Below are 25,043 nucleotides of genomic sequence, written 5' to 3'. Positions count from 1 at the left end.
TTGGCGCACGCCGCCTGCTACCCCTGCCGCCATGGCCCGCGCCGACGCTACTCCCCCTGCCGCGCTCACTCCGATGATGGCGCAATATCATCGCCTCAAGGCCGAGGCGGCGGACGCGCTGCTATTCTACCGGATGGGCGATTTCTTCGAACTGTTTTTCGATGACGCCAAGGCTGCGGCAGCGTGCCTCGACATCGCGCTCACAAAACGCGGGGAATCGGGGGGCGAACCAATCCCGATGTGCGGGGTGCCGGTCCATTCGGCCGACGCCTATCTCGCGCGGTTGATCCGCGGCGGTCACCGGGTTGCCATCGCCGAGCAGATCGAAAGCCCGGCTGAGGCACGCAAAGCACGCGGGGCAAAAGCATTGGTCGATCGCGCGATCGTGCGGCTGGTGACGCCGGGCACGCTGACCGAGGAGGTATTGCTCGACAGCGCGGCGGCCAACTGGCTGGCGGCGGTGGCGAAGGTCGGCGACCCCGGATCGGCGCCCGGGGCAGGCGAGTGGGCCATTGCCGCGGCGGATATCTCGACCGGGCGGTTCGAGCTCGTCGCGTGCGGGCCGGGCGAGTTGGCTGCCGAACTGGCGCAGATCGGGCCGGCCGAGATCATCGCCGACGAGAAGGTGCCCGGGATAACGACGGTACGCGGCAAGGGCGGGTTCGACAGTATCGCCGGCGAGCGGGCGCTTCACGCGCGGTTCGGGGTGGCGACTCTCGACGGGTTCGGGTCGCCGGGACGGGCCGAGCTGGCCGCGGCGGGAGGGTTGCTCGCCTATCTCGACGCCACGCAGAAAGACGCGGTGCCCTTCCTTGCCGCACCGCGCCGGATCGCGCGATCGGCGCATATGGCGATCGACCCGGCGACTCGCGAAAGCCTCGAGATTTTGCGAAGTCCTTATGGGACCAGCCTGTTTGCGACGATCGATCGCTGCGTGACGGCGTGCGGCAAAAGGCTGCTCGCCGCCGACCTGTCGGCCCCACTGACCGATCGGCGCGCGATCGAGGCGCGGCTGGCGCTGGTGGCATGGTTCCATGGCGCGAGCCTTCGGCGCGACCGGGTGCGCGGGGCGCTCAAGGCAATGCCTGATCTTGGGCGAGCATTGGGGCGGCTCGTCGCGGGCCGGGGCAGCCCGCGCGATCTGGCATCGTTGCGCGATGGGCTGACGGCAGCGGCACGGCTTCGGGCCGAGCTTGACGAGGAGCCCGAGCGGCCGCCCCTGCTCGAGGCGACGATGCCCGACCTTGGCGGGCATGCCGCGCTGGTCGACCGGCTTGGCCTCGCGCTGATTGAGTCTCCGCCGCTCGACAGCGCCAAAGGCGGGTTCATCGCGGAGGGATATGACGCCGCGCTCGACGCGCTTCGCGTGGCCGCGTCTGACGGGCGCCGCGCCATTGCCCAGCTGGAAGCGCGCTATCGTGACGCCACCGGCGTCGCGTCGCTCAAGATCCGCCACAATGCCGTGCTCGGCTATCATGTCGAGGTCGGCGCGCGCCACGCCGATGCGCTGATGGTGGCCGACAGCGGTTTCACCCATCGCCAGACGCTGGCCGGGGTGGTGCGGTTCAACTCGCCCGACCTTCATGCCGAGGCCAGCCGCGTGGTCGAGGCGGGAGGCCATGCCATCGCCGCCGAGCATCGCCATTTCGCCGATCTCACCGCCCTTGCCGTCGCCACCGCCGCCGCCATCGCCGCAACCGCCGACGCCATCGCCCGGATCGACGTCGGCGCAAGCAATGCGGCACGCGCCGCCGAGGGCGGATGGTGCGCGCCGAGCCTCGTCGACCAGCCGTGCCTCGAGATTGATGCCGGGCGCCATCCGGTGGTCGAAGCGGCGCTCGCAGCATCGGGTGACCGCTTCATCGCCAATGATGTCGCAATTGGCCCGCACGACCGGCTATGGCTGATCACGGGGCCTAACATGGGCGGCAAGTCGACCTTCCTCCGCCAGGTCGCGCTTGCCGCGCTGCTTGCCCAGGCAGGAAGCTTCGTCCCCGCCGCCCGCGCGAAGATCGGCATCGTCGACCGTTTGTTCAGCCGCGTCGGGGCGGCCGACAATCTGGCGCGCGGCCGATCGACCTTCATGGTCGAGATGGTCGAGACCGCCGCGATCCTGGCGCAGGCGACGCCCTCGAGCCTGGTCATCCTCGATGAGATCGGGCGCGGGACATCGACCTATGACGGTCTCGCCATTGCCTGGGCGGTGGTCGAGGCGATGCACGACACGGTCCGCGCGCGAACCCTGTTCGCGACCCATTATCACGAGCTGACGCGACTGGCCGACCGGCTCGATGCGCTGTCGCTCCACCATGTCCGGGCGCGCGAGTGGAAGGGCGATCTTGTCCTGCTCCATGAAGTCGCCGCCGGGCCGGCCGACCGCAGCTATGGCATTGCCGTTGCGCGGCTGGCTGGGGTGCCCGGCCCGGTGCTGGCGCGCGCCAAGTCGGTGCTGGCCAAGCTCGAGGCGGGGCGCGATGCGACCGGCGGGATTGCCGCCGGGCTCGACGATTTGCCGCTGTTTGCCGTGCTGGTCCAGGCCGAACCCACACCCGATCCGCTGCTCGCCGCGCTCGCCGCAACGGATCCTGATGCGCTCACCCCGCGCGAGGCGCTCGATGCGCTCTACGCCCTCAAACGCCTTGCCGCGGAGGCCACATGATCGACGTCGAACAGCGCCGCCAGATCATCGACCGCCGCGCGGTCGGCGACGCTCTGGCGTCACTCCCGAAAGGCAGCGACCTCCAGCCCGCCGCCACCCGAATATTGCGTGACGCGCTTGACCAGGGCCGCGCCGAGATTGCCGCGCGGGTCGTCGCCCAGCCGGGCCGAGGCCGCGCCCATGCCGCCGCTTACGCCTTCCTTGCCGACCAGATCGTCCGACTGGCCTATGATTTCGTGACCCAGCGGCTCTACCCCAACGCCAATCCGACGGCATCCGAGCGGATCGCGCTGGTCGGGCTGGGCGGCACCGGGCGCGGCGAGATGGCGCTGTTCTCCGACATCGACCTGATGATGCTGGTGCCGCAGGGCCGAGCGCCGTGGTGCGAGCAGGTGGCCGAAGCGCTGCTCTATCTGCTGTGGGATTTGAAGCTGAAGGTCGGCCAGTCGCTGCGCACCCCGCAAGAGGCCATTGCCCTGGCCAAGTCCGACATGACGGTGCGCACGGCGCTGCTCGAGGCGCGCTTCCTGTGGGGCGACGAGAGCCTGTCGGAGGAGACCCGGCTTCGCTTCCGCCGCGACGTCGTCGCCGGGACCGCGCGCGAGTTCGTCACCGCCAAGCTCGCCGAGCGCGACGAGCGCCATGCGCGGATGGGGGACAGCCGCTATGTCGTCGAGCCCAACGTCAAGGACGGCAAGGGCGGGCTTCGCGATCTCCATACGCTCTACTGGATCGGCAAATATATCCATGGCGTGCAGCAGCCGGCCGCACTCGTCGGGGCGGGCTTGCTGACCGCCGATGAATATCGCAGGTTCGAGCGTGCCGAGCGCTTCTTCTGGTCGGTGCGGTGCCATTTGCACCTCGCCGCCGGGCGCGCCGAGGAGCGGTTGGGGTTCGACAAGCAGCGCGAGATTGCCGCGGCGATGCGCTATTCGGATCGCCCCGGCAAAAGCGCGGTCGAGCGCTTCATGCAATTCTACTTCCTCAACGCCAAGACCGTCGGCGATTTGACCGGACTGTTCCTGGCGCAGGTCGACGAGCAGATGGCGCGCAGCGGGCGGCGTTTTGCCTTGCCCACGCTGCGATCGCGTCGCCCGGCACGGCTTGGCGGGTTCATTCTCGATCGCGGGCGAATTTCGATCCCGAGCGACGACTATTTCGCTGGCGATCCGGTGCGCCTGATCGAGCTGTTCGCGGTCGCCGCGCGCGAGCGGCTGGAGATCCACCCCGCCGCGATGCGGGCCGCGTCGCGCGATGCGCGGCTGGCTGACAGCGTGCGGACTGACCCCCGCGCCAATGCCCTGTTCCTCGATGTGCTCACTAACCGCGACGGGCCCGACACGGTGCTTCGCTGGATGAACGAGGCGGGGGTGTTCGGGCGCTTCATTCCCGACTTCGGCCGGGTCGTCGCGCAGATGCAATTCGATATGTACCATCATTACACGGTCGACGAGCATAGCATCCGCGCGATCGGTCTGCTGGCGCAAATCGAGCGCGGCGAGTTGGAAAAAGACCACCCGCTGTCGACGCGCCTGTTCGACCAGATCGCTTCGCGTCGCACGCTTTATGTAGCGGTGCTGCTGCACGACATCGCCAAGGGGCGCGGCGGGGATCACAGCGAATTGGGGGCCAAGATCGCGCTCCAGCTGTGCCCGCGCTTCGGGCTGGATGCCGGCGAGACCGAGACGGTGGCGTGGCTGGTGCGGCACCATCTGCTGATGTCGAACACCGCCTTCCGCCGTGACCTGGCCGACCCCAAGACGATCGAGGACTTCGCGCATATCGTGCAAAGCCCCGAGCGGCTGCGGTTGCTCTTGATCCTCACCGTGGTCGACATTCGCGCTGTCGGGCCGGGGACGTGGAACGACTGGAAACGAAGCCTGTTGCAGAGCCTGTTCGACGCTGGCGAGGAGCGGCTGCGGCTGGGCCATGTCGAGCATGGGCGGAGCGAGCGGGTCGCCGACCGGCAGGAGGAATTAGCGCGCGCACTGCAGTGGAGCGCGGCGACGACGATGGCGCATCACCGGCGGCTGCCCGATAGCTATTGGGTGGCCGAGCCCCCCGAGTGGCTGCTCGCCAATGCCCGCCAGATTGCCGACGTTGAAGACAATAGTCCGCCCGGAACGCCGAGCGTCGTCGCCGAAGATGACCGCAATTCGGGGGCGACTCGGATCAGCGTGTTCGCCCCCGATCGCCCGGGGCTGTTCTACCGTATCTCGGCAGCGCTGGCCGATGTCGGGGCGAGCATTGTCGATGCCAGGATCCACACCACGCGTGACGGCATGGCGCTCGACAATTTGCTGGTCCACGACCGGCAAGGCCGCGCCTATGCCGATGCCAAGCTGCGCAAGCGGCTGGCGAGTGCGGTGGCCGATGCCATTGCCGGCGAGCCGCCCGTGCTGCGGGCCATCGACACCCGCGGCGTCGACACGTTCCGCGTGGCGCCGCGCGTGCTGATCGCCGACAAGGCGTCGAGCCGGACGACCGTGGTCGAGGTCAACGCGCTCGACCGACCGGCGCTGCTGGCGCGGCTGGCGGGGACGATCTTTGCCCACGGCCATCAACTCCATTCGGCGCATATCGCCACTTATGGCGAACGGGCGGTCGACGTTTTCTATGTCACTAACGGCGCCGGCAAGAAGCTGGTCCCCGACGAGGTGGCCGCGCTTCGGGCGGCGCTGCTCGAGACGGTCGCCCAGCCCGGGACGGCGCGGGCGGCCTGAGCTGGAAGTTCACGAAGTTCGCACTCTCCCTCTGACGGATCGGTGGGCCGGGACAGCAAAAGGCCCCGCAGTTTCCTGCGAGGCCCTTTTACTTTTTCGTGACGTAGCCGAGGCTTAGCCGCGCTCGCCCTGCGACGGGGCGGGAGCAGGCGGCGGCGGCGGCGGTGCGATGACGGGGCAGGCTGCCGTCGCGTCAATAACGCTGCCATCGGCGCAGGTCTGCGTCGCAGGAGGCGGCGGCGGCGGCGGGGCCGGCGGGGCGACATATTCGGGCACCGAACGCGGGCTCGCCGCGAGCTTGGCACGAAGCGTCAGGCCGTAGGTGCGCGGTTCGGCCAGGAACAGGCCGAACAGCTGGTTGGCGCGGGCATAGCGGCCTTCCTGAACGCCGCGGGCGGTGTTCGAGTAGGCGCCAGTGCCGGTGCCCTGAAGCGGAGCGTCGAAGCCGACCTGGGCATAGGTCTTGTTGAACAAATTCTGGCCCCACACTTCGAGCGCCCACATGCCGTTGGGGCCGTGGATGCCGACGCGACCGTTGACGACGTTAAAGCTGCGCTGGATCTTTTCGATGTCCAGATCCGAGCCGGTGTTGAAGGTGCTCATGTGACGACCGTCGACGTAGAACAGGGCCTTGGTGCCGTTCGAAGCGATTTGAGGCATCCAGCTCAAGGACGCGGTGGCGGTGAACTCGGCCGAGTTCGACAGCGCGCGGCCCGGCAACTGGAAGAAGTTGGGCGACAGCGGACGGCCAGCGGAGCCGACCAGATTGCGACGATATTCGGTGGCGGCATAGACCGCGCCGAGGTTGAACGACACGTCACGGAAGGGACGCGTGAAGAGCTCAAACTCCATGCCGATCGAGCGTACACCCGACTTGAGCTTGCCGGTGCAGGCGCCGGTGTTGCTGAAGATGTCGCTGTCGGTGCCGTTGAGGTCGGTCGAGCAGCTGTTGATGTTCTCGACCTGGAAGTTGATGCCGTTGAAGGCGTTCAACTGGAAGTCGCGGAACAGCTGATGGAAGGCGGCGACGTTGATGTCGATGCCGCGGCCGTTATACTTTACGCCCAGTTCGAACGCATTGTTGATCTCGGGCGCGAAGGCCAGCGAGCTGACCCGCGCCAAGCCGGTGCAACCCGCCTGCGTCGACGATCCGCACACCGGGCCGGTATTGGGATCGGTGATCGCGCCGTTGAACGAACGCGGCAGGGCCGAACGATCGAGGTTGAAGCCGCCCGCCTTATAGCCGCGCGAGAAGCTGGCGTAGGTCAGCAGTTCGGGGCTGAGCTTGTAGCTGAGCACCGCCGTTCCCGAGATCTTGCTTTCGGTCTTTGACGCGCTGTCGTTGAGCGCGCCACCCGGAACCGTCGCGAGGACGCACGGCAGGGTCACCAGCGCAGCCAGCGGGGTCGCGTTGAGAATGCCGCAGAAGTTATTGCCGGGGTTGGAGTCGCGCAGTGACGCATCGAGCGTCTTCTTCTCGTGGGTGTAGCGAAGCCCGACGGTGAACTTCAGCTTGTCGGTGATCGAGAAGATGTTGTGGGTGAAGATCGCGTAATTATTGCTCTTTTGATTGTAGAGATCGTTGATGCCGTTCTGGCCGATCTGCAGTTGCGGCTGGCCGATGCGGGCCGAGACGGCGTCGAAGCCACCCTGCGGAAAGCCCGGGGCAATCCCGGCGAACAAGCCGATGACGCCGCGCGTTGCCGCCGGAATGGCGGTGATCGACTGCGCCGCAATGGCCACCTGGCGGTTAAAGCAGCTGCCGTTGGCGGCGGTCGGCGAAACCAGGGGAACCCCGGTCAGCGTCTGGATCTTGGTCGCCACGAGGCAATTGGCGAAGGCTTCATAGTCCTTGCCGTAAGCGAGGTTGTCCTTCACCCGCAGCTTCTCGTTCGAATAATAGCCACCGATCAGCCAGTCGAGCTTGTCACCCAGCGTCGAGCCCTGGAAGCGGACTTCCTGAGTGAAGGTGCGGAAGCGGTTGGCCGCTCCGCCGTCAGCCTTGCGGTAGAGGATGTCGAGCGCGTTGAAGTCGGCGTCCTGGCCGCGGATAAATTCATTCGAGCGATAGGCGGTGATCGACGTCATCTGGATGCCGCCGCCAAGCTTGTAATTGATTTCGCCCGAGAGGCCGTAATCCTCGACGTTTGAGGTATAGTCGCGGCCCGGCGTGATCGACACGCGGCGCGCCTTGGCATTGTCCTGGATGCGGGCACCGAGGGCGTTTTCATAGCCGGCGACGGTCGACGGCTTGGGACCGGTGGCGGTAAAGTCGCGCACCGGGAAATAGACCGCGGCGCAGCATTCTTCCTTGCGCTTGGCATAGTCGGCGATGAGGCGGAACGAGAGGTCGGACGAGGGCTCGAACAGCAATTGGCCACGAACGAGGTAGCGATCGCGGTCATTGACGTCGCGGCCCGACACGACATCCTTCAGGAAGCCATCGCGCTTCATGTAGACGCCGTCGATGCGCGCGGCGAGGGTGGAGCTGATCGGCCCCGTCACGCCAAGTTCGAGGCGGCGGTAGTTATAGTTGCCGACATCGGCCTGGGCGTTGGCGCCGAACTGAAACTTGGGTTTGGCAGTAATGATCGAGATCAGGCCGGCCGAGGCATTGCGCCCGAACAGGGTGCCCTGCGGGCCACGAAGGACTTCGATGCGATCGATCGCGCCGAGTTCGGTCAGGCCGACGCCGGTGCGCGAACGATAGACGCCGTCGATGAACACGGCGACCGAGCTTTCGAGGCCAGGGTTGTCGCCGACGGTGCCGACGCCGCGGATACGCGCCGCGCCGCCGCCAGCTTCGGACGAGGTCGACGAGACCAGCAGCGAGGGGGACAGCTGGGTCAGCTGGCGGATATCGGTCGCGCCCGAATTTTCAAGGCTCTGCGCGGTGACCGCGCTGACCGCCAGCGGCACGTCGGACAAGGCTTCGTTACGACGAGTCGCGGTCACGACGATGTCGCCGGTGTCGATCGGCGTATCGGCGGTGGCGGTGTTGGCGACCTTGCCTGACTTGGCGGTGGGGCTGTTCTGCGTGGTGGGATCGACTTGCCCGGCGGTCTGCGCAAAGGCGGGACTGGCCAGCAGGGTGACGGCGCTCACCGACGCGAGCAAAAGCGACTTGTTCATTATGTCCTCCCTGGGAGATTTTTTCGTTATCATTCTTGGGCTAAGACTAATCTGCTCGCGCGCTGATGGGAACATGGTCGCCGCATTTCTGCCGCTTTCGCGCGCCTCTGCGGCATAGTTGCAACAATCGATGTCATGCAGACACAGGAAAGCCCGGCTGCCGTAAGGGCAACCGGGCTTGGTTATTTCCCGAAATTCCGGCGATTTCAGCCTATTTGGGCGACAGCACCATCAACATCTGGCGACCTTCCATGCGCGGATGGGCTTCGACCTTGGCGATTTCGGCGGTTTCGGCCTGGACTCGCTGAAGCACCGCCATGCCGAGCTGGCCGTGCGCCATCTCGCGACCGCGGAAGCGCATCGTCACCTTGACCTTGTCGCCATCCTCGATGAATTCGACCACCTTCTTCATCTTCGTATCATAATCATGATCGTCGATGTTGGGGCGCATCTTGATCTCTTTGATCTCCTGCGTCTTCTGGCGCTTGCGCTGTTCATTGGCCTTTTTCTGGGCTTCATATTTGAAGCGGCCGATGTCGAGGAACTTGGCGACGGGCGGATCGGCATTCGGGCTGATCTCAACCAGGTCGAGGCCGACGCCCTGCGCCTGTTCAAACGCCTCGCGCGTATACATGACGCCCAAATTCTCGCCATTTTCGTCGATCACCCGGACTTTCTGCGCCTGGATAAACTCGTTGTAGCGAGGGCCGGTAAACTGCGGCGGCGCCTGCGATCGGCGCGGATAGGGCGGGGGTATAGCGCAATCTCCAAAGTTAATGTCTGGCGCCAGCTAGTCGTTCGCGGGCGAATTGTGAAGGGCGACCACGCCGATTTCAGTCCAGCTGTGGCGGGGTCGCGTCACTTGGGCGCCTTGAGTCAGATCGGCAACCCGCGCAGGAGCAGCGGCAATTCGCCGCTCGTCCCGCGCGCTTCGGCCATCAGCCGTGCCTTGAGCGGCGCGATCCGGTCGACCATCCCCATGCCGAAGCGACGCACCGCCGCAGCGGTCTTGCCGGGGACCGAGTAGAGGCGGTTGAGGCCATCGGTCGACATCGCCACCATCAGCGTGTCGAGGCTGCGCCAGCGCTGGTAGCGGTCGAGCAATTGCCGGTCGCCAAGGTCGAGCCCGAGCCGGGCGCCTTCGACGAGGACCTGCGCCAGCGCGGCGGAATCCCGGAAGCCCAGGTTGAGCCCCTGCCCCGCAATCGGGTGAACCGCGTGGGCGGCATCCCCGACGAGCGCGAGTCGCTGGTCGGTGATTCGCGCGGCATGGTGGAAGCCGAGCGGGTAGGAGGAGCGCGGGGCAAGCATCGCCAACGGTCCGAGGAAGCCGCCCATCGCCGCCTGGGCCTCGGACGCGAACTGATCGTCGGTCAGGGCGAGGAGGCCGGGGGCATCGGCCTCGGTGATCGACCAGACGATCGCCGAGCGCGGCCCCGTCTCGTCGTCGGTCATCGGTAGCAGGGCGAACGGGCCGCCGGGATAGAAAATCTCGTAGGCGATGCCGTCGTGGGGGATCGCGTGGCGGAGGATCGAGACGATCGCGCGATGATCATAGGACCATTTGGCGAGGCGAATTCCGGCGGTCGCGCGAGTCGCCGAATTGCGGCCCTCGGCCGAAACCAGCAGCGGCGCGCGGAGCATCTCGCCACTGTCGAGGGTGACAGTCACGCCATGCTCGCCGCGATCGATGTGCGTAGCCGACGTCTGGTAGTGAAGGGTGATCGCCGTGCCCGCCTCGGCCCGGGCGCGGAGTGCGGCGCGCAAATTACGATTCTCGTGCATCCAGCCGAGCGGCTCGCCTTCCTCGCCTGCGTCGAACGTCAGGCTGCCCGGAGCGAGGCCGTCCGAGGTGCGGATCTGGCGAATCGGGCCGCCGGGAGCGGGGAAGTGTGCGCTGATCCCGATCGCGTCGAACATTCGCGCCGAGGAGGACGACACCGCGCTGGTCCGTCCGTCGAACGCGGCGTCGAGGCGAAGGTCGGGATCGGCGGGATCGATGACGGTGGCCGACAGGCCGCTCGAGTCGAGCGCGGCGGCGAGCGCCAGTCCGACCAGCCCTCCGCCAAGGATGATGACGTCGCTTTGCTGCATGGCTTTCCTCTACGCATTTGGGCCCGGCGAGGAAAGCCTTGCGCCGGGAGTCCCCGACAAGGCATTGTGCGCGCGTGACAAGTGACGCCACGACGGCGGGGGAAGACATGGCAAGCGTTGCACAACGCGCGCAGAAGCGCGACCTGGGACCCGACTGGCGCGACACGCTCGCCGCATCGGTACGGCGCTTTGCCAGGCGTACGGTCGGAGCGCTGCTGGTTGCGCTGGCGATTGCGCTGGCGATCGCGCTGGCGACGCACAGTACGACCGATCCCAGTTTCACGACCGCCGCCGGAGGGCCTCCGGTCAACTGGCTCGGCGGGTTCGGCGCCTATGCCAGCGACTTGCTGATGCTGCTGTTCGGGCTTGGCGCGGTGCTGTTGCTGCCGATCGTGGCGCTGGGCGGGCTGAGGATGGTGCGTGACGTTCCTGGCAGTCGCTTCGGGCGCGCGCTGACCGTGGCGATTGCCGCGGTCATCCTGATCGGGATCGCACTCGGGCTGCTGCGCGGATCGACCGTGTCGGGGCTCCCCGCCGGGTGGGGCGGGGCGATCGGGCTGGGCGGGGCTCATGCGATCGAGACTGGGCTGGCGATGATCGGCAACAGCGCGATCGCCGGCCCGGCGAAGCTCAGCCTGCTGGCCCTGTTGGCGATCGGCGGGCTCGCACTGTTCTGGATTGCCTGCGCGATCGACGAGGGTGAGCGAGCGTGGGTCGGTGGAATCTTCCGCCGCGATCCCGATGCCGTGGTTCGCGCCAAGCCGCCGCGCAAAACTCGTCAGCGCGAGGAGGAACAGCGCGACGCCGCCCCAGCCCCGCCGCGATCGCGCCCCGCGGTCGCCGTTACCGAATCATCGAGCGCGATTGCCCCCGCACAGCGCCGCGATAGCGGGCGCAAGGGCCGCGCGCCGGGCCAGGCAAGCCTTGCGTTGGGCGACAATTATGCGCTGCCGCCGATCGAGCTGCTGTCCCATCCGCCCGAAAGCGGCAAAGTGCCGATCGATCGCGCCGGGCTGGAGCGCAATGCGCGGCTGCTCGAAAGCGTGCTCGAGGATTTCCACGTTCGCGGCGACATCGTCGAGGTACGCCCCGGGCCGGTCGTCACGATGTACGAGCTCGAGCCCGTCAGCGGGATCAAGGCGAGCCGGGTGATCCAGTTGGCCGACGACATTGCGCGCAACATGTCGGCGCTGTCGGCGCGGGTCGCAACTATCCCCGGGCGAAGCGTGATCGGCATCGAACTGCCCAATGTGAAACGCGAATCGGTTGCCCTGCGCGAGCTGATCGGGAGCCAGGCGTTCGAAGACCAGAATATGTCGCTGCCGCTGATCCTGGGCAAGAATATCGCCGGCGATCCGGTCATCGCCGACCTGGCACCGATGCCGCATCTGCTTGTCGCCGGCACCACCGGGTCGGGCAAGTCGGTCGGCCTGAACTGCATGATCCTGTCGCTGCTCTATCGCATGGGGCCCGACGAATGCCGGATGATCATGATCGATCCCAAGATGCTCGAGCTGTCGATGTACGAGGATATTCCGCACTTGCTGGCGCCGGTAGTGACCGAGCCGGGCAAAGCGATCCGCGCGCTCAAATGGACCGTCGAGCAAATGGAGGAACGCTATCGGATGATGGCCAGCCTGGGGGTGCGCGCACTCGCCAGCTTCAACGCCAAGGTGCGCGATGCCAAAGCCAAGGGCACCCAGCTCGGGCGGCGGGTGCAGACCGGCTATAATGCCGAGACGGGCCAGCCGATCTACGAGACCGAAGAGCTGGAATATGACGTCCTGCCGCAGATCGTGGTGATCGTCGACGAGCTAGCCGACCTGATGATGACCGCGGGCAAGGAGGTCGAGTTTTTGATCCAGCGGCTGGCGCAAAAAGCGCGTGCGGCGGGGATCCACCTGATCATGGCGACCCAGCGCCCGTCGGTCGACGTCATAACCGGGGTGATCAAGGCGAACCTGCCGACCCGCATCAGCTTCCAGGTGACAAGCAAGATCGACAGCCGCACCATCCTTGGCGAGCAGGGCGCCGAACAGCTGCTGGGCAAGGGCGACATGCTCTACATGCCGGGCGGCAAGCAGATCATGCGCGTCCATGGCCCGTTCGTCAGCGACGACGAGGTCCGCGCTGTCGCCGACCATTGGCGCAAGCAGGGCTTCCCCGACTATATCCAGGCGGTGACCGAGGAGCCCGAGGACGGCGGTTATCTGTTCGATGGCCAGCCGGTCGGCGAGGATGATGCCGAGACGGCGATGTACCGGAAAGCGATCCAGGTCGTGGCCGAGAGTCAGAAGGCGTCAACGAGTTACCTCCAACGGCAATTGCGGATCGGCTATAACAGCGCGGCGCGGCTGATCGAGCGGATGGAAAAGGACGGTCGGGTCGGGCAGCCCGACCATGTCGGCCGCCGCGAAGTGTTGATGGACACCGACGGGCACCAGTTGTGAGGGGGATTCACGACTGAATCCTGATGTGTTACGAACGTTACTGCCCGAAGGGAGGCGATGATGGATCGTGAGCGCCAAAACGTCGAAGTCGACCGTAACTATGATGCGTTTGTCCGCATGCTCGGCAATATTCTACCCGAGCATCGGAACCAGCTAGCACTGATGCGCGATGGCAAGGTTGTCGCTTACTTCGATGAGCCGGGCGACGCACATCGCGCCGGGATGGAACGCTTCGATGACGAGATTTTCTCAATTCAGGAAGTGACGGACGAACCGATTGATCTCGGTTTCTGGTCACATGTCGGAGGTTAGCTGGCGGCACAACGGGCGTCAGCCGCTTTTCAGGGTAACAATCCTCCCTCCGGCGCCAACGACCGACCTTACAGGCGTAACTGATGTTGCGCTTCTAGATACGGGATCAACGTCCAGTGGGATCACTCGGCAACTAGCGGAATCGTTGGGTTTGGTTGGTCGTGGAAAGCGGCCTATCGCCTCAGCGCACAGTGAAAGCCAGGTAGAGCATTACTGGTTTCGAGTGGCCCTCCAGCCCGACAGCACGGACAGCGCGCCAGCTTTTCCGTTTGTCTTTGAAGAAGTCGTAGGCTTCGAGCTGCGCAATGCCTTTCAATTCCAGATCCTGATTGGAATGGACATCCTGCGCCAGTGCGACCTTAGGATGACGCGTGACCACCGATGCCTCCTGCAGTTTGGCCGGAGCTGAACGGATCGGAACGCGCGGGTTCAGCGGGCATTCAATGGGTCGAGGCCAGTGTCCGGCCAAATCCTTCTTTCGGAGACCGACATGTCCTTTTCGAGCCACTTTGCGCGCCTCGCCGCGCCGATCGCCCTGATCGCGGTCGCCGCGCCCGCCGTTGCGGCCGATGCCGGGGTCGACCAGGTCCAGCGCAGCCTGGCTGCGACCGGTTCCATGACCGCGACCTTCGTCCAGACCAATGGCAAGGGCCAGCAGCTGAGCGGCAAGCTGGTCCTCAAGCGCCCGGGCAAGGCGCGGTTCGATTATGGTGCGGGCGCCAACATGCTGATGGTCGCTGACGGGGCGAGCCTTTATTTCATTGATTATGACGTCGGCCAGAAGAACCGCTGGCCAATTGCCAAGTCGCCGCTGGCGCCGCTGCTGTCGAGCAATCCCGACCTTGGCCGCATCGCCCATTCGATGCCGACGCAGGATCCGCGGGTCGTGCTGGTCCGCCTGCGCGATGCTCGCCGCCCTGAATTCGGGACGATGATCATGGCGTTCGTAAAATCCCCGGGCGCGCCCGGCGGGCTCCAGCTGGAAGGCTGGACGGCGATCGACGCGCAGAACAAGAAGACCACGATCAAGCTTGACCAGCAGCGCTATAACGTCCCCGTGGCGGACGCCGCCTTCACCTTCGCCGAGCCGCAGAAGCGCCGCAAGTAATGGATCGGGCGAAAAAGCGTCTTTTCTGACTACTCGTTCATCGCTCCGACAGGGACGCGCGCCTAAAGGTTAACAAGATCGCTGAGCGGCCAGGGGTTTCCCCCTGTTACTCCCGGTGCCAGCGATCGCCTTGCGTGACGAAATACGCTTGGTCGGCCCTCGCTCCATGCCCCCGGAGCGGGGGCCTTTTATTTGTGGTAGTGCCGTTCTTCGCAAACAGATAACGGACACCCGTGACCAAGCTTAAGATCGCCTCGTGGAACATTAATTCGGTTCGTGCCCGCGCCGGGATCGTCGAGCGGCTGCTGTGCGAGGAAGCGCCCGACATCTTGTGCCTGCAGGAAACCAAGGCGATGGATTCGGTTTTCCCAGCCGAGCTGTTCCATCGCCTTGGCTATCGCCACCAACTGCTCAACGGGCAGAAAATGCATCATGGCGTGGCGATCGTGTCGAAGTTGCCGCTGCATGACGACCTGCGCCACGACTGGCAGGACAATGGCGAAGCGCGGCATGTCGGGGCGCGGCTGGACTGCGGGCTGCGGATCGAAAATGTCTATATTCCGGCCGGCGGCGACATCCCCGACCGGACGCTCAATCCCAAGTTCGGTCAGAAGCTCGACTTTCTCGAGCGGATGACAAAATGGTCCGAGAAGTTGGCTGAGCCGACTTTGATAGTGGGTGATTTCAACATTGCGCCGCTCGACTGCGATGTGTGGAGTCACAAGGCACTGGTCGATGTGGTCAGTCATACGCCGATCGAGATCGAGGCGCTGGGACGGCTTCAAGCGGCGCATGGCTGGGTCGATTTGGGGCGCCAATTCATCCCCGCGCCGGCGCGCAATTTCACCTGGTGGAGCTATCGCGCGAGCGACTGGGCGGCGAGCGATCGCGGGCGGCGGCTCGACCATATGTGGGTCTCGCCGCAGCTTGCCGGGCAGGCGACAGGGCATAGCGTGCTCGAACCAGTGCGCGGGTGGGAGAAGCCGTCGGACCATGTCCCGCTGGTCGTCGAGCTGGCGCTTTGAGCGTTGCCCGGGCGATCGCCGCGCTTCGGGGCGGGCGTCCGATCGGGATTGAAAACGCTGGTTTCCTGTCATTGGAGACCGGCTCGTCGGCGATGATCGAGCTTGTCGACCCGCGCGGCGAGGCACGGCTGCTGATCAGCGGGGCCCGCGCCGCCGCGCTTGGCCTCGCGAACCAGGCCAACGCCGCTGACGCCGCGCGGCCGGTCCTGCTGGCACGAAGTGCGTGGCTCGACCGGACGAGCGCGATGGCGCTGGCCGACCCTGCCAACGACTATTCGCGCGGCCCGATCGGTCCGCTCGAGCCCGTCGCGATGACCCGCGAAGAAGCGGAGATCGGCCGCGCCGCAATTGCCATATCGGGAAGATCGGGGCTGCTTCCGGCGTTGTGGTGGTTGCCTGACAGCGGGGGCGGAAACACGACCCAGGATGTGCAAATCACGACCCAGGATGCGCTGGCGACGACCCAGGATGCGGTGGTGCTGGCGCGCGCGAAGTTGCCGCTGGCGGGGATCAGCGACAGCCAGATCGTTGCCTTTCGCGACGCCGCCAATGGCGACGAGCATGTCGCGCTGATCATCGGTGCGTTCGGGGGCAAGCCGCCGCTGGTCCGGCTGCACAGCGAATGCCTGACGGGAGATGTGTTCGGCAGCCTCAAATGCGATTGCGGCCCGCAGTTGCATGAGGCGCTGCGGCTGATCGAGGCCGAGGGCGGCGGGGTATTGCTCTATCTGCGGCAGGAGGGGCGCGGGATCGGCCTGGCCAACAAGATCCGCGCCTACCAGCTTCAGGATCGCGGGCTCGACACGGTCGACGCCAACCGCCGGCTGGGCTTTGCCGACGATGCGCGCGACTATGGCATGGCGGCGGCGATGCTGCGCGCACTGGGGATCGACGCGGTGCGGCTGCTGACCAATAATCCGAAAAAGATTGCCGGGCTCGAGGCGGCCGGGATCAAGGTCGTCGAGCGCGTCGCGCATCATTTGCCGACCAACCCCCACAACGCCGATTATATTTCGACCAAGCAGGACCGCAGCGGGCATCTTTAGTGAGAAGTGCGCCGGCCCGTCAGTCGAAAAATGCTGTCCCGACCCGAACTGCGGTGGCGCCGAGCATGATCGCAGTCGGGTAATCGCTCGACATGCCCATGCTGAGGCCAGTGACGTCATGGCGTTTGGCGAGCTTGGCGAGGAGGGCGAAATAGGGGCCGGGCTGGGGGCCGAGTGGCGGGATCGCCATCAGGCCGATGAGTGGCAAGGGCGAGGCGCGAACGCGATCGAGAAACGCCGGGAGGTTGTCGAGCGGGACCCCGCCCTTTTGCGGTTCGTCGCCGATATTCACCTGGACATAGACGGACGGGACGCGACCCGAGGCAGTGGCGGCGGCAACCAGCGCGTCGAGCAGCGAGACGCGGTCGAGCGAATGGATCGTGTCGAACAGCGCGACCGCGTCGGCAGCCTTGTTCGATTGCAAGCGGCCGATGCAGTGGAGGCGAAGGTCGGCATGCGCGGCACGAAGGGCGGGCCATTTGTCCTGCGCTTCCTGGACCCGGCTTTCGCCGAAATCGCGCTGCCCGGCGGCGATCAGCGGTTCGATCTCGCTGGCCGGATGCGTCTTGGTAACGGCGATCAGCTGGACGTCGGCCGGATCGCGCTTCGCCAGCCGCGCGGCGGCCGCGATCGAGTCGAGAATGGTCGAGCGCCGATCGGTCGCCATACTCATCACATCGGCACTTTCAGTTACAGCCAGCGGCGATCAGAATTTGAGCGCGGTTCCGACATAGACCGCCTGGCTGTCACGCCGCTGGTCGGCGAGCGCGGCAACGCGGTCACGCTCGACTTTATAGCGGACCCCGCCGGTGACCGCGAGGTTGCGGGTCAGCGAGTAGGCCCCGCCGAGGTCGAGCGCGACATTATCCTTGCGGGTCAGCGCCGGGACCTGGCTGTTGTCACCACGATCGGCATCGACCGCGACGCGGCCGGTAAAGCGCTTCAGATTATAGGACAGCGCCAGCGCGGCGCTTTCACGGCCACCGACGGGCGAACCCGCACCGGCAACCTTGGCCAGGTCACCCGACACGGCAAAGCGACGCCAGCCGACGGCGACCCCGAGGTTGTACGTCGCCGGGACCAGCGCAATCGGCGAGTCGCTCATCGAGCGGCCAACGCTGTCACTGGCGCGGATCGAGGTCGCGCCACTGGCGCGGGCGCGGATGGCAACGCGCAGCTGGGCCGGGCGGCCATGCGCAGCGGCCGGAGTGAAGTTGAAATCGCTTGCTGCGGGCGCGCGGCTGGCGAAGGCTGCGGCCAGCCGGGGATCGGCGCCAGCGGGGGTGAAGTTGGTCAGGCGATCGATGCTGAACGCAATTGCGGGCGGCGCGCGCCGGGCCGAATCGCCACGCGCCAGAAGCGCCGCCGGGGTCAAGGCGAGCGCCAGCGCGGCTGCAACGGCAGCATTGCGAAGCGTTTTCGACTCGGCCTTCGGGTGCACCATGATCCTCCAATTCCCAGATATAGGCTTGGGATCCAAATTCTTCTACCGCTGAGTCCGTTTCGGCGGGCGCTGTGGCGCATTAGGCACAAAGCTGCTCCGCTATGGGACGATACGAGCGTGCTTGCGGCTGCCGACCCCTCTGCTACACGGCATGATATTGATCTGCGGCCCCACGGCCGCGCCGCCTGTCGTCCGCGGCCTTTCGCCGCCCCGTTGAGGACTTTTCCATGCGCCGTTTCGCTCCGCTGACCCTTCTTCTCCTGGCTGGCCTTGCGCTCGGCGGGTGCGCGCGTGATCGCCGCCTGCCGACGACGCTGGCGCCGTCACGGATGACGACCATCGGGGTCAACGCCTATCTGTGGCGCGCCGCGGTCGACACGCTGTCGTTCGCCCCGCTGACCCAGGCCGATTCGAACGGCGGGGTGATCGTCACCGACTGGTATTCGACCGCCAAGGCCCCCGGCGAGCGGGTCAAGATCACCGCCTCGATCCTCGACCAGGATTTGCGCGCCGATGCGCTGCGCGTCGCCGCCTCGCGCCAAGTCAATCAGAACGGCGCCTGGGTCGACGCCCCGGTTTCGGCCGCCACCGTGCAGAAGCTGGAAGACATCATCCTGACCCGCGCCCGCGACCTGCGCCGCTCCGCCGTCGGCGGCTAAAAGATCGATCATGATTGACCGCTTCGACCCTGCGGCGGCCGACGCGCGCTGGCAGGCGCGCTGGGCCGAGGCGGGGAGCTTCACTGCCGATTCGGCTTCGTCCAAGCCCAAGACTTTCGTCCTCGAAATGTTTCCCTACCCTTCGGGGCGAATCCACATGGGGCATGTTCGCAACTACACGATGGGCGACGTGCTGGCGCGGTTCCGGCGGATGCAGGGGTTCGAAGTCCTCCATCCGATGGGCTGGGACGCGTTCGGCATGCCGGCCGAAAATGCCGCGATGGAAAAGGGGGTTCACCCCGGCGGCTGGACGCGCGCGAATATCGCGACGATGCGCGATCAGTTGAAACGGCTGGGCTTTGCTCTCGACTGGAGCCGCGAGCTGGCGACGTGCGAGCCCGATTATTACGGGCATGAGCAGGCGCTGTTCCTCGACCTGATGGAAGCCGGGCTGGTCTATCGCAAGGAGAGCGAGGTCAACTGGGACCCGGTCGACGCGACCGTGCTGGCCAATGAGCAGGTCATCGACGGGCGCGGCTGGCGATCGGGGGCGCTGGTCGAGCGGCGCAAGCTAAACCAGTGGTTCCTCAAGATCACCGACTTCGCCGAGGAATTGATCGACGGGCTGGGGACGCTCGACCAGTGGCCCGACAAGGTCCGGCTGATGCAGGAGAATTGGATCGGGCGGAGCCAGGGGCTGAAGTTCAGCTTCGCGCTGGCCGATCCTGCCGCCGCGGGCATGAGCCAGATCGATGTGTTCACGACGCGGCCCGACACAATCTTCGGGGCGAGTTTCGTGGCGGTCTCGGCGGGTCATCCGATCGCCCAAGGCGTGGCGCTCGGACACGGTGGTGCGCGCAAGTTCATCGACGAATGCCGCACCGGCGGGACGACCGCGGCCGAGATAGAAACGGCGGAAAAGCGCGGCTTTGACACCGGGCTGGAAGTGATCCATCCGCTCGACCCGACGCGCCGCCTGCCCGTCTGGATCGCCAATTTTGTCCTCATGGATTATGGCACCGGGGCGCTGTTCGGGGTGCCCGCGCACGACGCCCGCGATTTCGAATTCGCGACCAAGTATGACCTGCCGATCCGCCGCGTCGTCATCCCCCAGGGGGGCGACCCCGAGGCGTCGGTCGACGAGCCCGAGAGCGGTTATGGAGTCGCCGTCCACTCGGACTTCCTCGACGGCCTGTCGAGCGAGGAGGCGATTGACGAAGTGATCCGCCGCGCCGAGGCTGGCGGCTGGGGCACGGGCACGATCCAGTATCGGCTGCGCGACTGGGGCGTGTCGCGGCAGCGCTACTGGGGAACGCCGATCCCGGTGGTCCATTGCGCCGGGTGCGGGCCGGTCGGCGTTCCGCGCGACCAGTTGCCGATCATCCTGCCCGAGGATGTCAGTTTCGACGTTCCCGGCAACCCGCTCGACCGTCACCCGACGTGGCGCGATGTCCCCTGCCCGTCGTGCGGTGCGGCAGCGCGGCGCGAGACCGACACGCTCGACACGTTCGTCAATTCGTCCTGGTATTTCATCCGCTTCGCCAGCCAGCCCAAGGACCAGCCGTTCGACCGCGCCGAGGCCGAGCAATGGTTGCCCGTCGCGCAATATATCGGTGGGGTGGAACATGCGATCCTGCACCTGCTCTATGCGCGATTCTGGACGCGGGCGCTCAACCGGATCGGCAAGATCGGCATGACCGAACCGTTCAAGGGACTGTTCACCCAAGGGATGGTGACTCACGAGACATACAAGTCGCTCGACGGGCGCTGGCTGGGCCCGGACGAGGTGGCCGATGGCGCGGGCGGGACGATGACCGAGCTTGCGACGGGGACGGCAGCGATCCGCGGCCGGATCGAGAAAATGTCCAAGTCGAAGAAGAATGTCGTCGACCCCGAGCCGATCGTCGACCGTTATGGCGCCGACGCGGTGCGCTGGTTCATGCTGTCCGATTCGCCCCCCGAGCGCGACCTGGAATGGTCCGAAGCGAGCATCGAGGGCGCGGCGCGGTTCGTGCAGCGGGTCTGGCGGCTGGTCGGGTCGGTCGGGACGAACGAGGGATCGGACCCGGCGATCGACAAACGTCTCGCGCGCACCATTTCGGCCGTGGGTGCGGCGATCGACGGGTTGGCGTTCAACAAGGCGATTGCGGCGGTTTACGAGCTGGTCGGGGCGCTCGAGAAGGCCAAGCCTTCGGCCAGCCGCGATGACGCGATCGCCAAGCTCGTTCGCCTCATCTCGCCGATGGCGCCGCATCTGGCCGAGGAAAGCTGGGCGCTGCTGGGGCACGGCGGGCTGGTGTCCGACGCGGCGTGGCCGACCTTCAATCCGGCGCTGCTGGTCGACGACGAAGTGACCATCGCGGTCCAGGTCAACGGCAAGCTGCGCGACACGATCACGATCGCGCGCGGGATGGACCGGGATGCGGTCGAGGCGCTGGCGCTGGCGTCGGACAAGGTCATCCGCGCGATGGACGGCGCGGCCCCGCGCAAAGTGATTGTCGTTCCCGACCGGCTGGTCAATATCGTCGCATGATGAAGGACCGCCCCCTTCCCGTTGCCCATAAAATGTCCGCCTCGCTCGGCGCGTTTTTGTTGGCCGCCCTTTCGCTGCCGCTCGGCGGCTGTGGCTTGCACCCCCTCTACGCAGGGGGCGAAAGCGGTCCCGCGGCGACCGGACTTCGCTCGATCGAGGTGGCGCCGATTCCGCAACGGTCGGGCTGGCTGACCCGCAATGCGCTGGTCGACCGGCTAGGCGGCGAGCATCCCGGCGCGACCTACCGGCTCGAGGTCGAGCTCGACGATACGCTGACCGGTTTTGGTATTCGCGGCGATGCGGCGACCACTCGCGAACGGCGGACCCTGCGCGCGCGCTATCGGCTGGTCGATCGGGCAAGTGGCGCGGTGCTGGTCGACGCCACTGCCGGATCGGACGAGGGGATCGACGTCGTCTCCTCCGAATATGCCACCGTTGCCGCCGAGCAAAGCGCCGCCGAACGGCTGAGCCAGATCGTCGCCGACCAGATCGTCGGGCGAATCGCGCGCATCATGACCGTCACGCCGCCGCGCCCGTGACCGCGCGATGAAGGTCGCCAAGGGAAGTTTCCCCGGCGCGCTCGACCGGCCCGACCCGGCGATTCGATTCTATCTATTTCATGGCCCCGACGATGCCGGGTCGAACGCGCTGGCGCAGCGGCTGCTGAAGTCGCTCGGCGCCGAGCGGTTTCTGGTGACGGCGGGATCGCTACGCGGCGACCCCGGACTGCTCGCCGACGAGGCGGCGGCGATGGGGCTGTTCGGCGACACCCGACTGTTGTGGATTGAGCCCGCCGGGGACGAGATTGCCGAAGGAGTCGCGGGGCTGTTGTCGGCGACCGCTGTCGAGAGCGTCGCGATCGCGATTTCGGGGGCACTCAAGAAGAGTTCGGCGCTGTTGAAGCTGGCCGAAGCCCATCCGCGAGCGCTGGCGCATGCGTCCTATCTGCCCGAGGGGCGCGACGCCGACCGGATCGTGCTCGAACTGGCGCGCGCGGAGGGCTTGCGGATGAGCGGCGAGATTGCGACCCGGGTGGCGGTCGCGGCGGGCGCCAATCAAGCGATCATCGCCTCGGAACTCGCCAAATATGCGCTCTATCTGGGAGCGACGCCCGACACGATGTGCGAGCTGGATGGCGCGACGCTCGACCGGCTTGGCGCCGGCAGTGCCGAGAGCGACTGGATGCGGATCGGCGACCTGGCGCTCGACGGGCGAATCAGCGAGCTTGGCGATGCGCTGCAGCGGCTGTCCCCGGGTGCGTCCGAAGTGGTGCCGATCGTCCGGTCGTTGCAGCGGCGGGTGCTCCAGCTGGCGCCGCTGCGAGCGCGGGTCGAGCAAGGCGAGCGGGTCGATGGCGTCTTGGCGTCAATGGGCAAGGCATTGTTCTGGAAGGATAAAGCGATCCTCCACCGACTGCTGTCGCAATGGAGCGCGGCGCGGCTGGCGCACTTGTCCGAACGGGTCAGCAAGCTCGAGCGGCGGCTGATGTTTTCGAGCGTGCCGGGGGATGCGGCGCTGGGTGAGGAGCTGATCGCGATCGCACGGGCGGCGCGGAGGTAGGTTTTTTGTTTGGCAGCTGGTTCACGCCGGGCGACGCCGAGCGGTGCGCACCCTCGTCCGACGACCGGCTAACCTAGATCTTTTCGCCTGAGAGCCGCTGGCAAATCATGTCGAGCTGGTCGAGGGTCGAATAGGCCAGGCTGAGCGTCCCGCCTGCCCCGTTGTGCGCAACCTTGACCTTGAGCCCGAGCAGGTCGCCGAGCTGGCGTTCAAGCGCGGCGAGGTCGGCGTCGACCGGCTTGGGCGATCGCGGCTTTCCCGATGAGGCCTTGCCCGTCGAAGGTTTCGACGCCCGCGCGCGCTCTTCGACCTGGCGGACGGTCAGCCCGTTGGCCACGATCTCGCGCGCAAGGCCCGAGGCATCGGGCGCCCCGATGATCGCGCGGGCGTGGCCCATGCTGATGTCGCCGGAGACCAGCAAGTCACGGACATCGCTCGGAAGGTCCAGCAATCGCAAGAGGTTGGCGACGTGGCTGCGCGACTTGGAAACGAGCTTGCCGAGCTGGTCCTGGGTATGGCCGTGGCGATCGATCAGCTTCTTGTAGCCCTCGGCCTCCTCGATCGCGTTGAGGTCCTCACGCTGGATATTCTCGATCAGCGCGATTTCGGCCGACGAGGCATCGTCGATCGCCTTGATCATCGCCGGGATCGAATGGAGCTGGGCCTGCTGCGCCGCGCGCCAGCGACGCTCGCCGGCGATCAATTGATAGCCGCCGTCAACCGGGCGGACGAGGATCGGCGAGATGACCCCGCGTTCGCGAATACTCTCGGCCAGTTCGTCGATTGACGTCACATCAAAATGTGATCGGGGTTGGTTCGGGTTTGGATATATGAGCCCGATCGAGATCTCGCGGACGACGCCAGCCGGGGGAATTGCCGGCTCTTCGGGCTCGGGCCGGGCAGCCTCCCCCATCAGCGCCGACAGCCCGCGGCCAAGCCCCGGACGGCGGCTCATGCCGCCACCGCGGGGGTGCGGTTGAGGCGGCCGATCACTTCGCGTGCCAATCGAACATAGGCTTCGGATCCTGGGCATTTGAGGTCGTAGATGAGGGCGGGAAGCCCGTGACTGGGGGCTTCTGACAGCCGCACGTTGCGCGGCACGACGGTGTCGAACACCGCCACACCAAGGCAGGCGCGAACGTCTTCGGAGACGGCCTGGCTAAGGTTGTTGCGACGGTCGAACATGGTCAGCGCGACCCCGAGGATGGCGAGCCCGGGATTGAAGGCGACGCGAATTCGCTCGACCGTCTGCAACAGTTGCGACAAGCCTTCGAGCGCAAAAAACTCACACTGCAATGGGACGAGCAACTGCTGCGCCGCCACCAGCGCGTTGACCGTGAGCAGCCCGAGGGACGGCGGACAGTCCATCAGGCAGATATCCCATCGCCCCAGCGGGACGGCGTCGAACGCCTTGGCGAGGAGGTGAGTCCGTTCCGCCATCCCGACCATCTCGACCTCGGCACCTGACAGGTCGACCGTCGCGGGGAGGAGATCTAACCGCGGAACCTTGGTCGCGATGACCGAATCGACGATGCTCGCCTCTCCCATCAGCACATCGTAACTCGACCACTCGCGCGCCGATTGCGGGACGCCGAGCCCAGTCGAGGCATTGCCCTGCGGATCAAGGTCGGCGAGCAGCACTTTCCAGCCGATCGCGGCGAGCGCGGTGGCAAGGTTGATCGCGGTCGTGGTCTTGCCGACCCCACCTTTTTGATTGGCGATTGCAATCCGGATCACCGTCTTCCCCTCGGCCTGATGCCGCTGGCGAGCAGGATCGACGCATCAGGGTCGGTCAGGCTCGGCTCCAGCCGGATGCTACCCTGCCATGCGCCGCGCACTTCATCCAGTTCCTTCTGCGCATTGCGACCCTTGGGAAGCACCCAGACGGTCTCGGGACGGGACAAATGGCGTGACATGGTGAGGAGCTCGCTGGCGGAGGCAACCGCGCGGGCAGTGATGTGGCGATATTTGGTGGTCAGGACGGTGGTCTTGCCCTGGACGAGCGTAACGTTGGCGAGCGCAAGGCGATCAATCACCGAGGCGAGGAATTCCACGCGCAGGCGGCGGGGTTCGAGCAGGGTGACGGGGCCCGGGTCGAGGATCGCGATGACAATGCCGGGGAGCCCCGCCCCTGCCCCGATGTCCAGCCAGGAGCGGCTTGGTTCTGCAAACCTAAGCAGTTGAGCACTATCAATAATGTGGCGCTCCCACACTTCATCGACGGTCGATTTTGCGATGAGGTTATGGGTCGCGGATGCCTCGAGCAGAAGCGCCACATAGGCCTCTAGACGGCCAAAT

Annotated in this window: 20 protein-coding genes and 1 pseudogene; 12 read left to right on the top strand and 9 right to left on the bottom strand. The window is 66.2% G+C overall.

Annotation, left to right across the window (positions count from 1 at the left end):
• The first annotated feature begins 31 nt into the window (after positions 1-31).
• Together mutS and U1700_RS04885 are read left to right on the top strand one after the other, a co-directional pair.
• The gene (mutS, locus tag U1700_RS04890) at positions 32-2,659 is read left to right on the top strand and encodes a DNA mismatch repair protein MutS (RefSeq protein WP_332750633.1); all 2,628 of its coding nucleotides are present in this window, start codon (positions 32-34) and stop codon (positions 2,657-2,659) included.
• Positions 2,656-5,382, top strand: coding sequence for a [protein-PII] uridylyltransferase (locus U1700_RS04885; RefSeq protein WP_332750631.1), 2,727 nt, complete (start codon positions 2,656-2,658; stop codon positions 5,380-5,382). The genes mutS and U1700_RS04885 overlap by 4 nt, the downstream gene beginning before the upstream one ends.
• 114 nt (positions 5,383-5,496) lie before the next feature.
• Here the strand turns inward: U1700_RS04885 and U1700_RS04880 are convergent, their stop codons facing one another.
• The 3 genes from U1700_RS04880 to U1700_RS04870 all read right to left on the bottom strand — a co-directional run bounded on the left by U1700_RS04880 (position 5,497) and on the right by U1700_RS04870 (position 10,608).
• Positions 5,497-8,514: a TonB-dependent receptor gene (locus tag U1700_RS04880; protein WP_332750629.1), complete on the bottom strand. Its 3,018-nt coding sequence runs from the start codon at positions 8,512-8,514 to the stop codon at positions 5,497-5,499.
• Between the two features lie 211 nt (positions 8,515-8,725).
• On the bottom strand, positions 8,726-9,271 hold the full coding sequence (gene infC / locus U1700_RS04875) for a translation initiation factor IF-3 (RefSeq protein WP_332751139.1): 546 nt from the start codon (positions 9,269-9,271) through the stop codon (positions 8,726-8,728).
• Between the two features lie 119 nt (positions 9,272-9,390).
• On the bottom strand, positions 9,391-10,608 hold the full coding sequence (locus U1700_RS04870; protein ID WP_332750627.1) for an FAD-dependent monooxygenase: 1,218 nt from the start codon (positions 10,606-10,608) through the stop codon (positions 9,391-9,393).
• A gap of 107 nt (positions 10,609-10,715) precedes the next feature.
• Here U1700_RS04870 and U1700_RS04865 point away from each other — a divergent pair, with 107 nt between their 5' ends.
• From U1700_RS04865 to U1700_RS15575, 3 genes and pseudogenes are all read left to right on the top strand, one after another.
• Positions 10,716-13,058 carry an FtsK/SpoIIIE family DNA translocase gene (locus U1700_RS04865; protein ID WP_332751137.1) on the top strand — a complete coding sequence of 781 codons (2,343 nt, stop codon included), beginning with the start codon at positions 10,716-10,718 and terminating at the stop codon, positions 13,056-13,058.
• Between the two features lie 60 nt (positions 13,059-13,118).
• Positions 13,119-13,370, top strand: a complete 252-nt coding sequence (locus U1700_RS04860) for a hypothetical protein (RefSeq protein WP_332750625.1) — start codon at positions 13,119-13,121, stop codon at positions 13,368-13,370.
• A pseudogene (locus U1700_RS15575) lies at positions 13,357-13,530 on the top strand (hypothetical protein); the annotation flags it as partial. The gene U1700_RS04860 and the pseudogene U1700_RS15575, both read left to right, overlap by 14 nt.
• Before the next feature lie 21 nt (positions 13,531-13,551).
• On the opposite strand, the gene U1700_RS04855 reads toward U1700_RS15575, so the two are convergent.
• The gene (locus tag U1700_RS04855) at positions 13,552-13,749 is read right to left on the bottom strand and encodes a hypothetical protein (protein WP_332750623.1); all 198 of its coding nucleotides are present in this window, start codon (positions 13,747-13,749) and stop codon (positions 13,552-13,554) included.
• A gap of 111 nt (positions 13,750-13,860) precedes the next feature.
• Here U1700_RS04855 and U1700_RS04850 point away from each other — a divergent pair, with 111 nt between their 5' ends.
• The 3 genes from U1700_RS04850 to ribA all read left to right on the top strand — a co-directional run bounded on the left by U1700_RS04850 (position 13,861) and on the right by ribA (position 16,549).
• A complete protein-coding gene (locus tag U1700_RS04850; protein WP_332750622.1) occupies positions 13,861-14,478 on the top strand; it encodes a LolA family protein in 618 nt (205 codons plus the stop codon).
• A 233-nt stretch (positions 14,479-14,711) separates the two neighbouring features.
• Positions 14,712-15,503: an exodeoxyribonuclease III gene (xth, locus tag U1700_RS04845; RefSeq protein ID WP_332750621.1), complete on the top strand. Its 792-nt coding sequence runs from the start codon at positions 14,712-14,714 to the stop codon at positions 15,501-15,503.
• Positions 15,500-16,549 carry a GTP cyclohydrolase II gene (ribA, locus tag U1700_RS04840; protein ID WP_332750619.1) on the top strand — a complete coding sequence of 350 codons (1,050 nt, stop codon included), beginning with the start codon at positions 15,500-15,502 and terminating at the stop codon, positions 16,547-16,549. Before xth ends, ribA begins: the two co-directional genes overlap by 4 nt.
• Before the next feature lie 19 nt (positions 16,550-16,568).
• Here the strand turns inward: ribA and U1700_RS04835 are convergent, their stop codons facing one another.
• Both U1700_RS04835 and U1700_RS04830 read right to left on the bottom strand, forming a co-directional pair.
• The gene (locus tag U1700_RS04835) at positions 16,569-17,222 is read right to left on the bottom strand and encodes a YggS family pyridoxal phosphate-dependent enzyme (RefSeq protein WP_332750618.1); all 654 of its coding nucleotides are present in this window, start codon (positions 17,220-17,222) and stop codon (positions 16,569-16,571) included.
• A 33-nt stretch (positions 17,223-17,255) separates the two neighbouring features.
• Positions 17,256-17,990: a hypothetical protein gene (locus U1700_RS04830; protein ID WP_332750617.1), complete on the bottom strand. Its 735-nt coding sequence runs from the start codon at positions 17,988-17,990 to the stop codon at positions 17,256-17,258.
• Positions 17,991-18,220: 230 nt separating this feature from the next.
• Between U1700_RS04830 and U1700_RS04825 the strand changes: the two genes are divergently transcribed.
• The 4 genes from U1700_RS04825 to U1700_RS04810 are packed head-to-tail and all read left to right on the top strand — an operon-like array spanning position 18,221 to position 22,745.
• Complete coding sequence (locus U1700_RS04825) at positions 18,221-18,652, top strand: DUF3576 domain-containing protein (protein ID WP_332750615.1); 432 nt, start codon at positions 18,221-18,223, stop codon at positions 18,650-18,652.
• A 10-nt stretch (positions 18,653-18,662) separates the two neighbouring features.
• A complete protein-coding gene (gene leuS / locus U1700_RS04820; protein ID WP_332750613.1) occupies positions 18,663-21,185 on the top strand; it encodes a leucine--tRNA ligase in 2,523 nt (840 codons plus the stop codon).
• Complete coding sequence (gene lptE / locus U1700_RS04815; protein ID WP_443025874.1) at positions 21,185-21,724, top strand: LPS assembly lipoprotein LptE; 540 nt, start codon at positions 21,185-21,187, stop codon at positions 21,722-21,724. The genes leuS and lptE overlap by 1 nt, the downstream gene beginning before the upstream one ends.
• Positions 21,725-21,731: 7 nt before the next feature.
• Positions 21,732-22,745, top strand: coding sequence for a DNA polymerase III subunit delta (locus U1700_RS04810; protein ID WP_332750612.1), 1,014 nt, complete (start codon positions 21,732-21,734; stop codon positions 22,743-22,745).
• Positions 22,746-22,818: 73 nt separating this feature from the next.
• Here the strand turns inward: U1700_RS04810 and U1700_RS04805 are convergent, their stop codons facing one another.
• The 3 genes from U1700_RS04805 to rsmG are packed head-to-tail and all read right to left on the bottom strand — an operon-like array spanning position 22,819 to position 25,021.
• Entirely contained in the window at positions 22,819-23,700 is an 882-nt protein-coding gene (locus U1700_RS04805; protein ID WP_332750610.1) for a ParB/RepB/Spo0J family partition protein, read from the bottom strand.
• A complete protein-coding gene (locus tag U1700_RS04800) occupies positions 23,697-24,482 on the bottom strand; it encodes a ParA family protein (RefSeq protein ID WP_332750609.1) in 786 nt (261 codons plus the stop codon). Before U1700_RS04800 ends, U1700_RS04805 begins: the two co-directional genes overlap by 4 nt.
• A complete protein-coding gene (gene rsmG, locus U1700_RS04795) occupies positions 24,479-25,021 on the bottom strand; it encodes a 16S rRNA (guanine(527)-N(7))-methyltransferase RsmG (protein ID WP_332750607.1) in 543 nt (180 codons plus the stop codon). The genes U1700_RS04800 and rsmG overlap by 4 nt, the downstream gene beginning before the upstream one ends.
• Positions 25,022-25,043: the final 22 nt, after the last annotated feature.

Origin of the sequence: Sphingomonas sp. RB1R13 (genome assembly GCF_036663775.1) — a bacterium.
GTDB lineage: Bacteria > Pseudomonadota > Alphaproteobacteria > Sphingomonadales > Sphingomonadaceae > Sphingomicrobium.
Note: the sequence above shows the minus strand (reverse complement) of the source record. Positions and strands in the feature narration are given on the sequence as shown.

Excerpts from the sequence above, each read along its gene's own strand:
- U1700_RS04880 (WP_332750629.1), bottom strand. The coding sequence starts at position 8,514 with ATGAACAAGTCGCTTTTGCTCGCGTCGGTGAGCGCCGTCACCCTGCTG.
- mutS (WP_332750633.1), top strand. The coding sequence starts at position 32 with ATGGCCCGCGCCGACGCTACTCCCCCTGCCGCGCTCACTCCGATGATG.
- U1700_RS04805 (WP_332750610.1), bottom strand. The coding sequence starts at position 23,700 with ATGAGCCGCCGTCCGGGGCTTGGCCGCGGGCTGTCGGCGCTGATGGGG.
- leuS (WP_332750613.1), top strand. The coding sequence starts at position 18,663 with ATGATTGACCGCTTCGACCCTGCGGCGGCCGACGCGCGCTGGCAGGCG.
- U1700_RS04825 (WP_332750615.1), top strand. The coding sequence starts at position 18,221 with ATGCGCCGTTTCGCTCCGCTGACCCTTCTTCTCCTGGCTGGCCTTGCG.
- U1700_RS04835 (WP_332750618.1), bottom strand. The coding sequence starts at position 17,222 with ATGAGTATGGCGACCGATCGGCGCTCGACCATTCTCGACTCGATCGCG.
- U1700_RS04885 (WP_332750631.1), top strand. The coding sequence starts at position 2,656 with ATGATCGACGTCGAACAGCGCCGCCAGATCATCGACCGCCGCGCGGTC.
- lptE (WP_443025874.1), top strand. The coding sequence starts at position 21,185 with ATGAAGGACCGCCCCCTTCCCGTTGCCCATAAAATGTCCGCCTCGCTC.
- U1700_RS04860 (WP_332750625.1), top strand. The coding sequence starts at position 13,119 with ATGGATCGTGAGCGCCAAAACGTCGAAGTCGACCGTAACTATGATGCG.
- U1700_RS04850 (WP_332750622.1), top strand. The coding sequence starts at position 13,861 with ATGTCCTTTTCGAGCCACTTTGCGCGCCTCGCCGCGCCGATCGCCCTG.
- U1700_RS04870 (WP_332750627.1), bottom strand. The coding sequence starts at position 10,608 with ATGCAGCAAAGCGACGTCATCATCCTTGGCGGAGGGCTGGTCGGACTG.
- U1700_RS04865 (WP_332751137.1), top strand. The coding sequence starts at position 10,716 with ATGGCAAGCGTTGCACAACGCGCGCAGAAGCGCGACCTGGGACCCGAC.
- U1700_RS04810 (WP_332750612.1), top strand. The coding sequence starts at position 21,732 with ATGAAGGTCGCCAAGGGAAGTTTCCCCGGCGCGCTCGACCGGCCCGAC.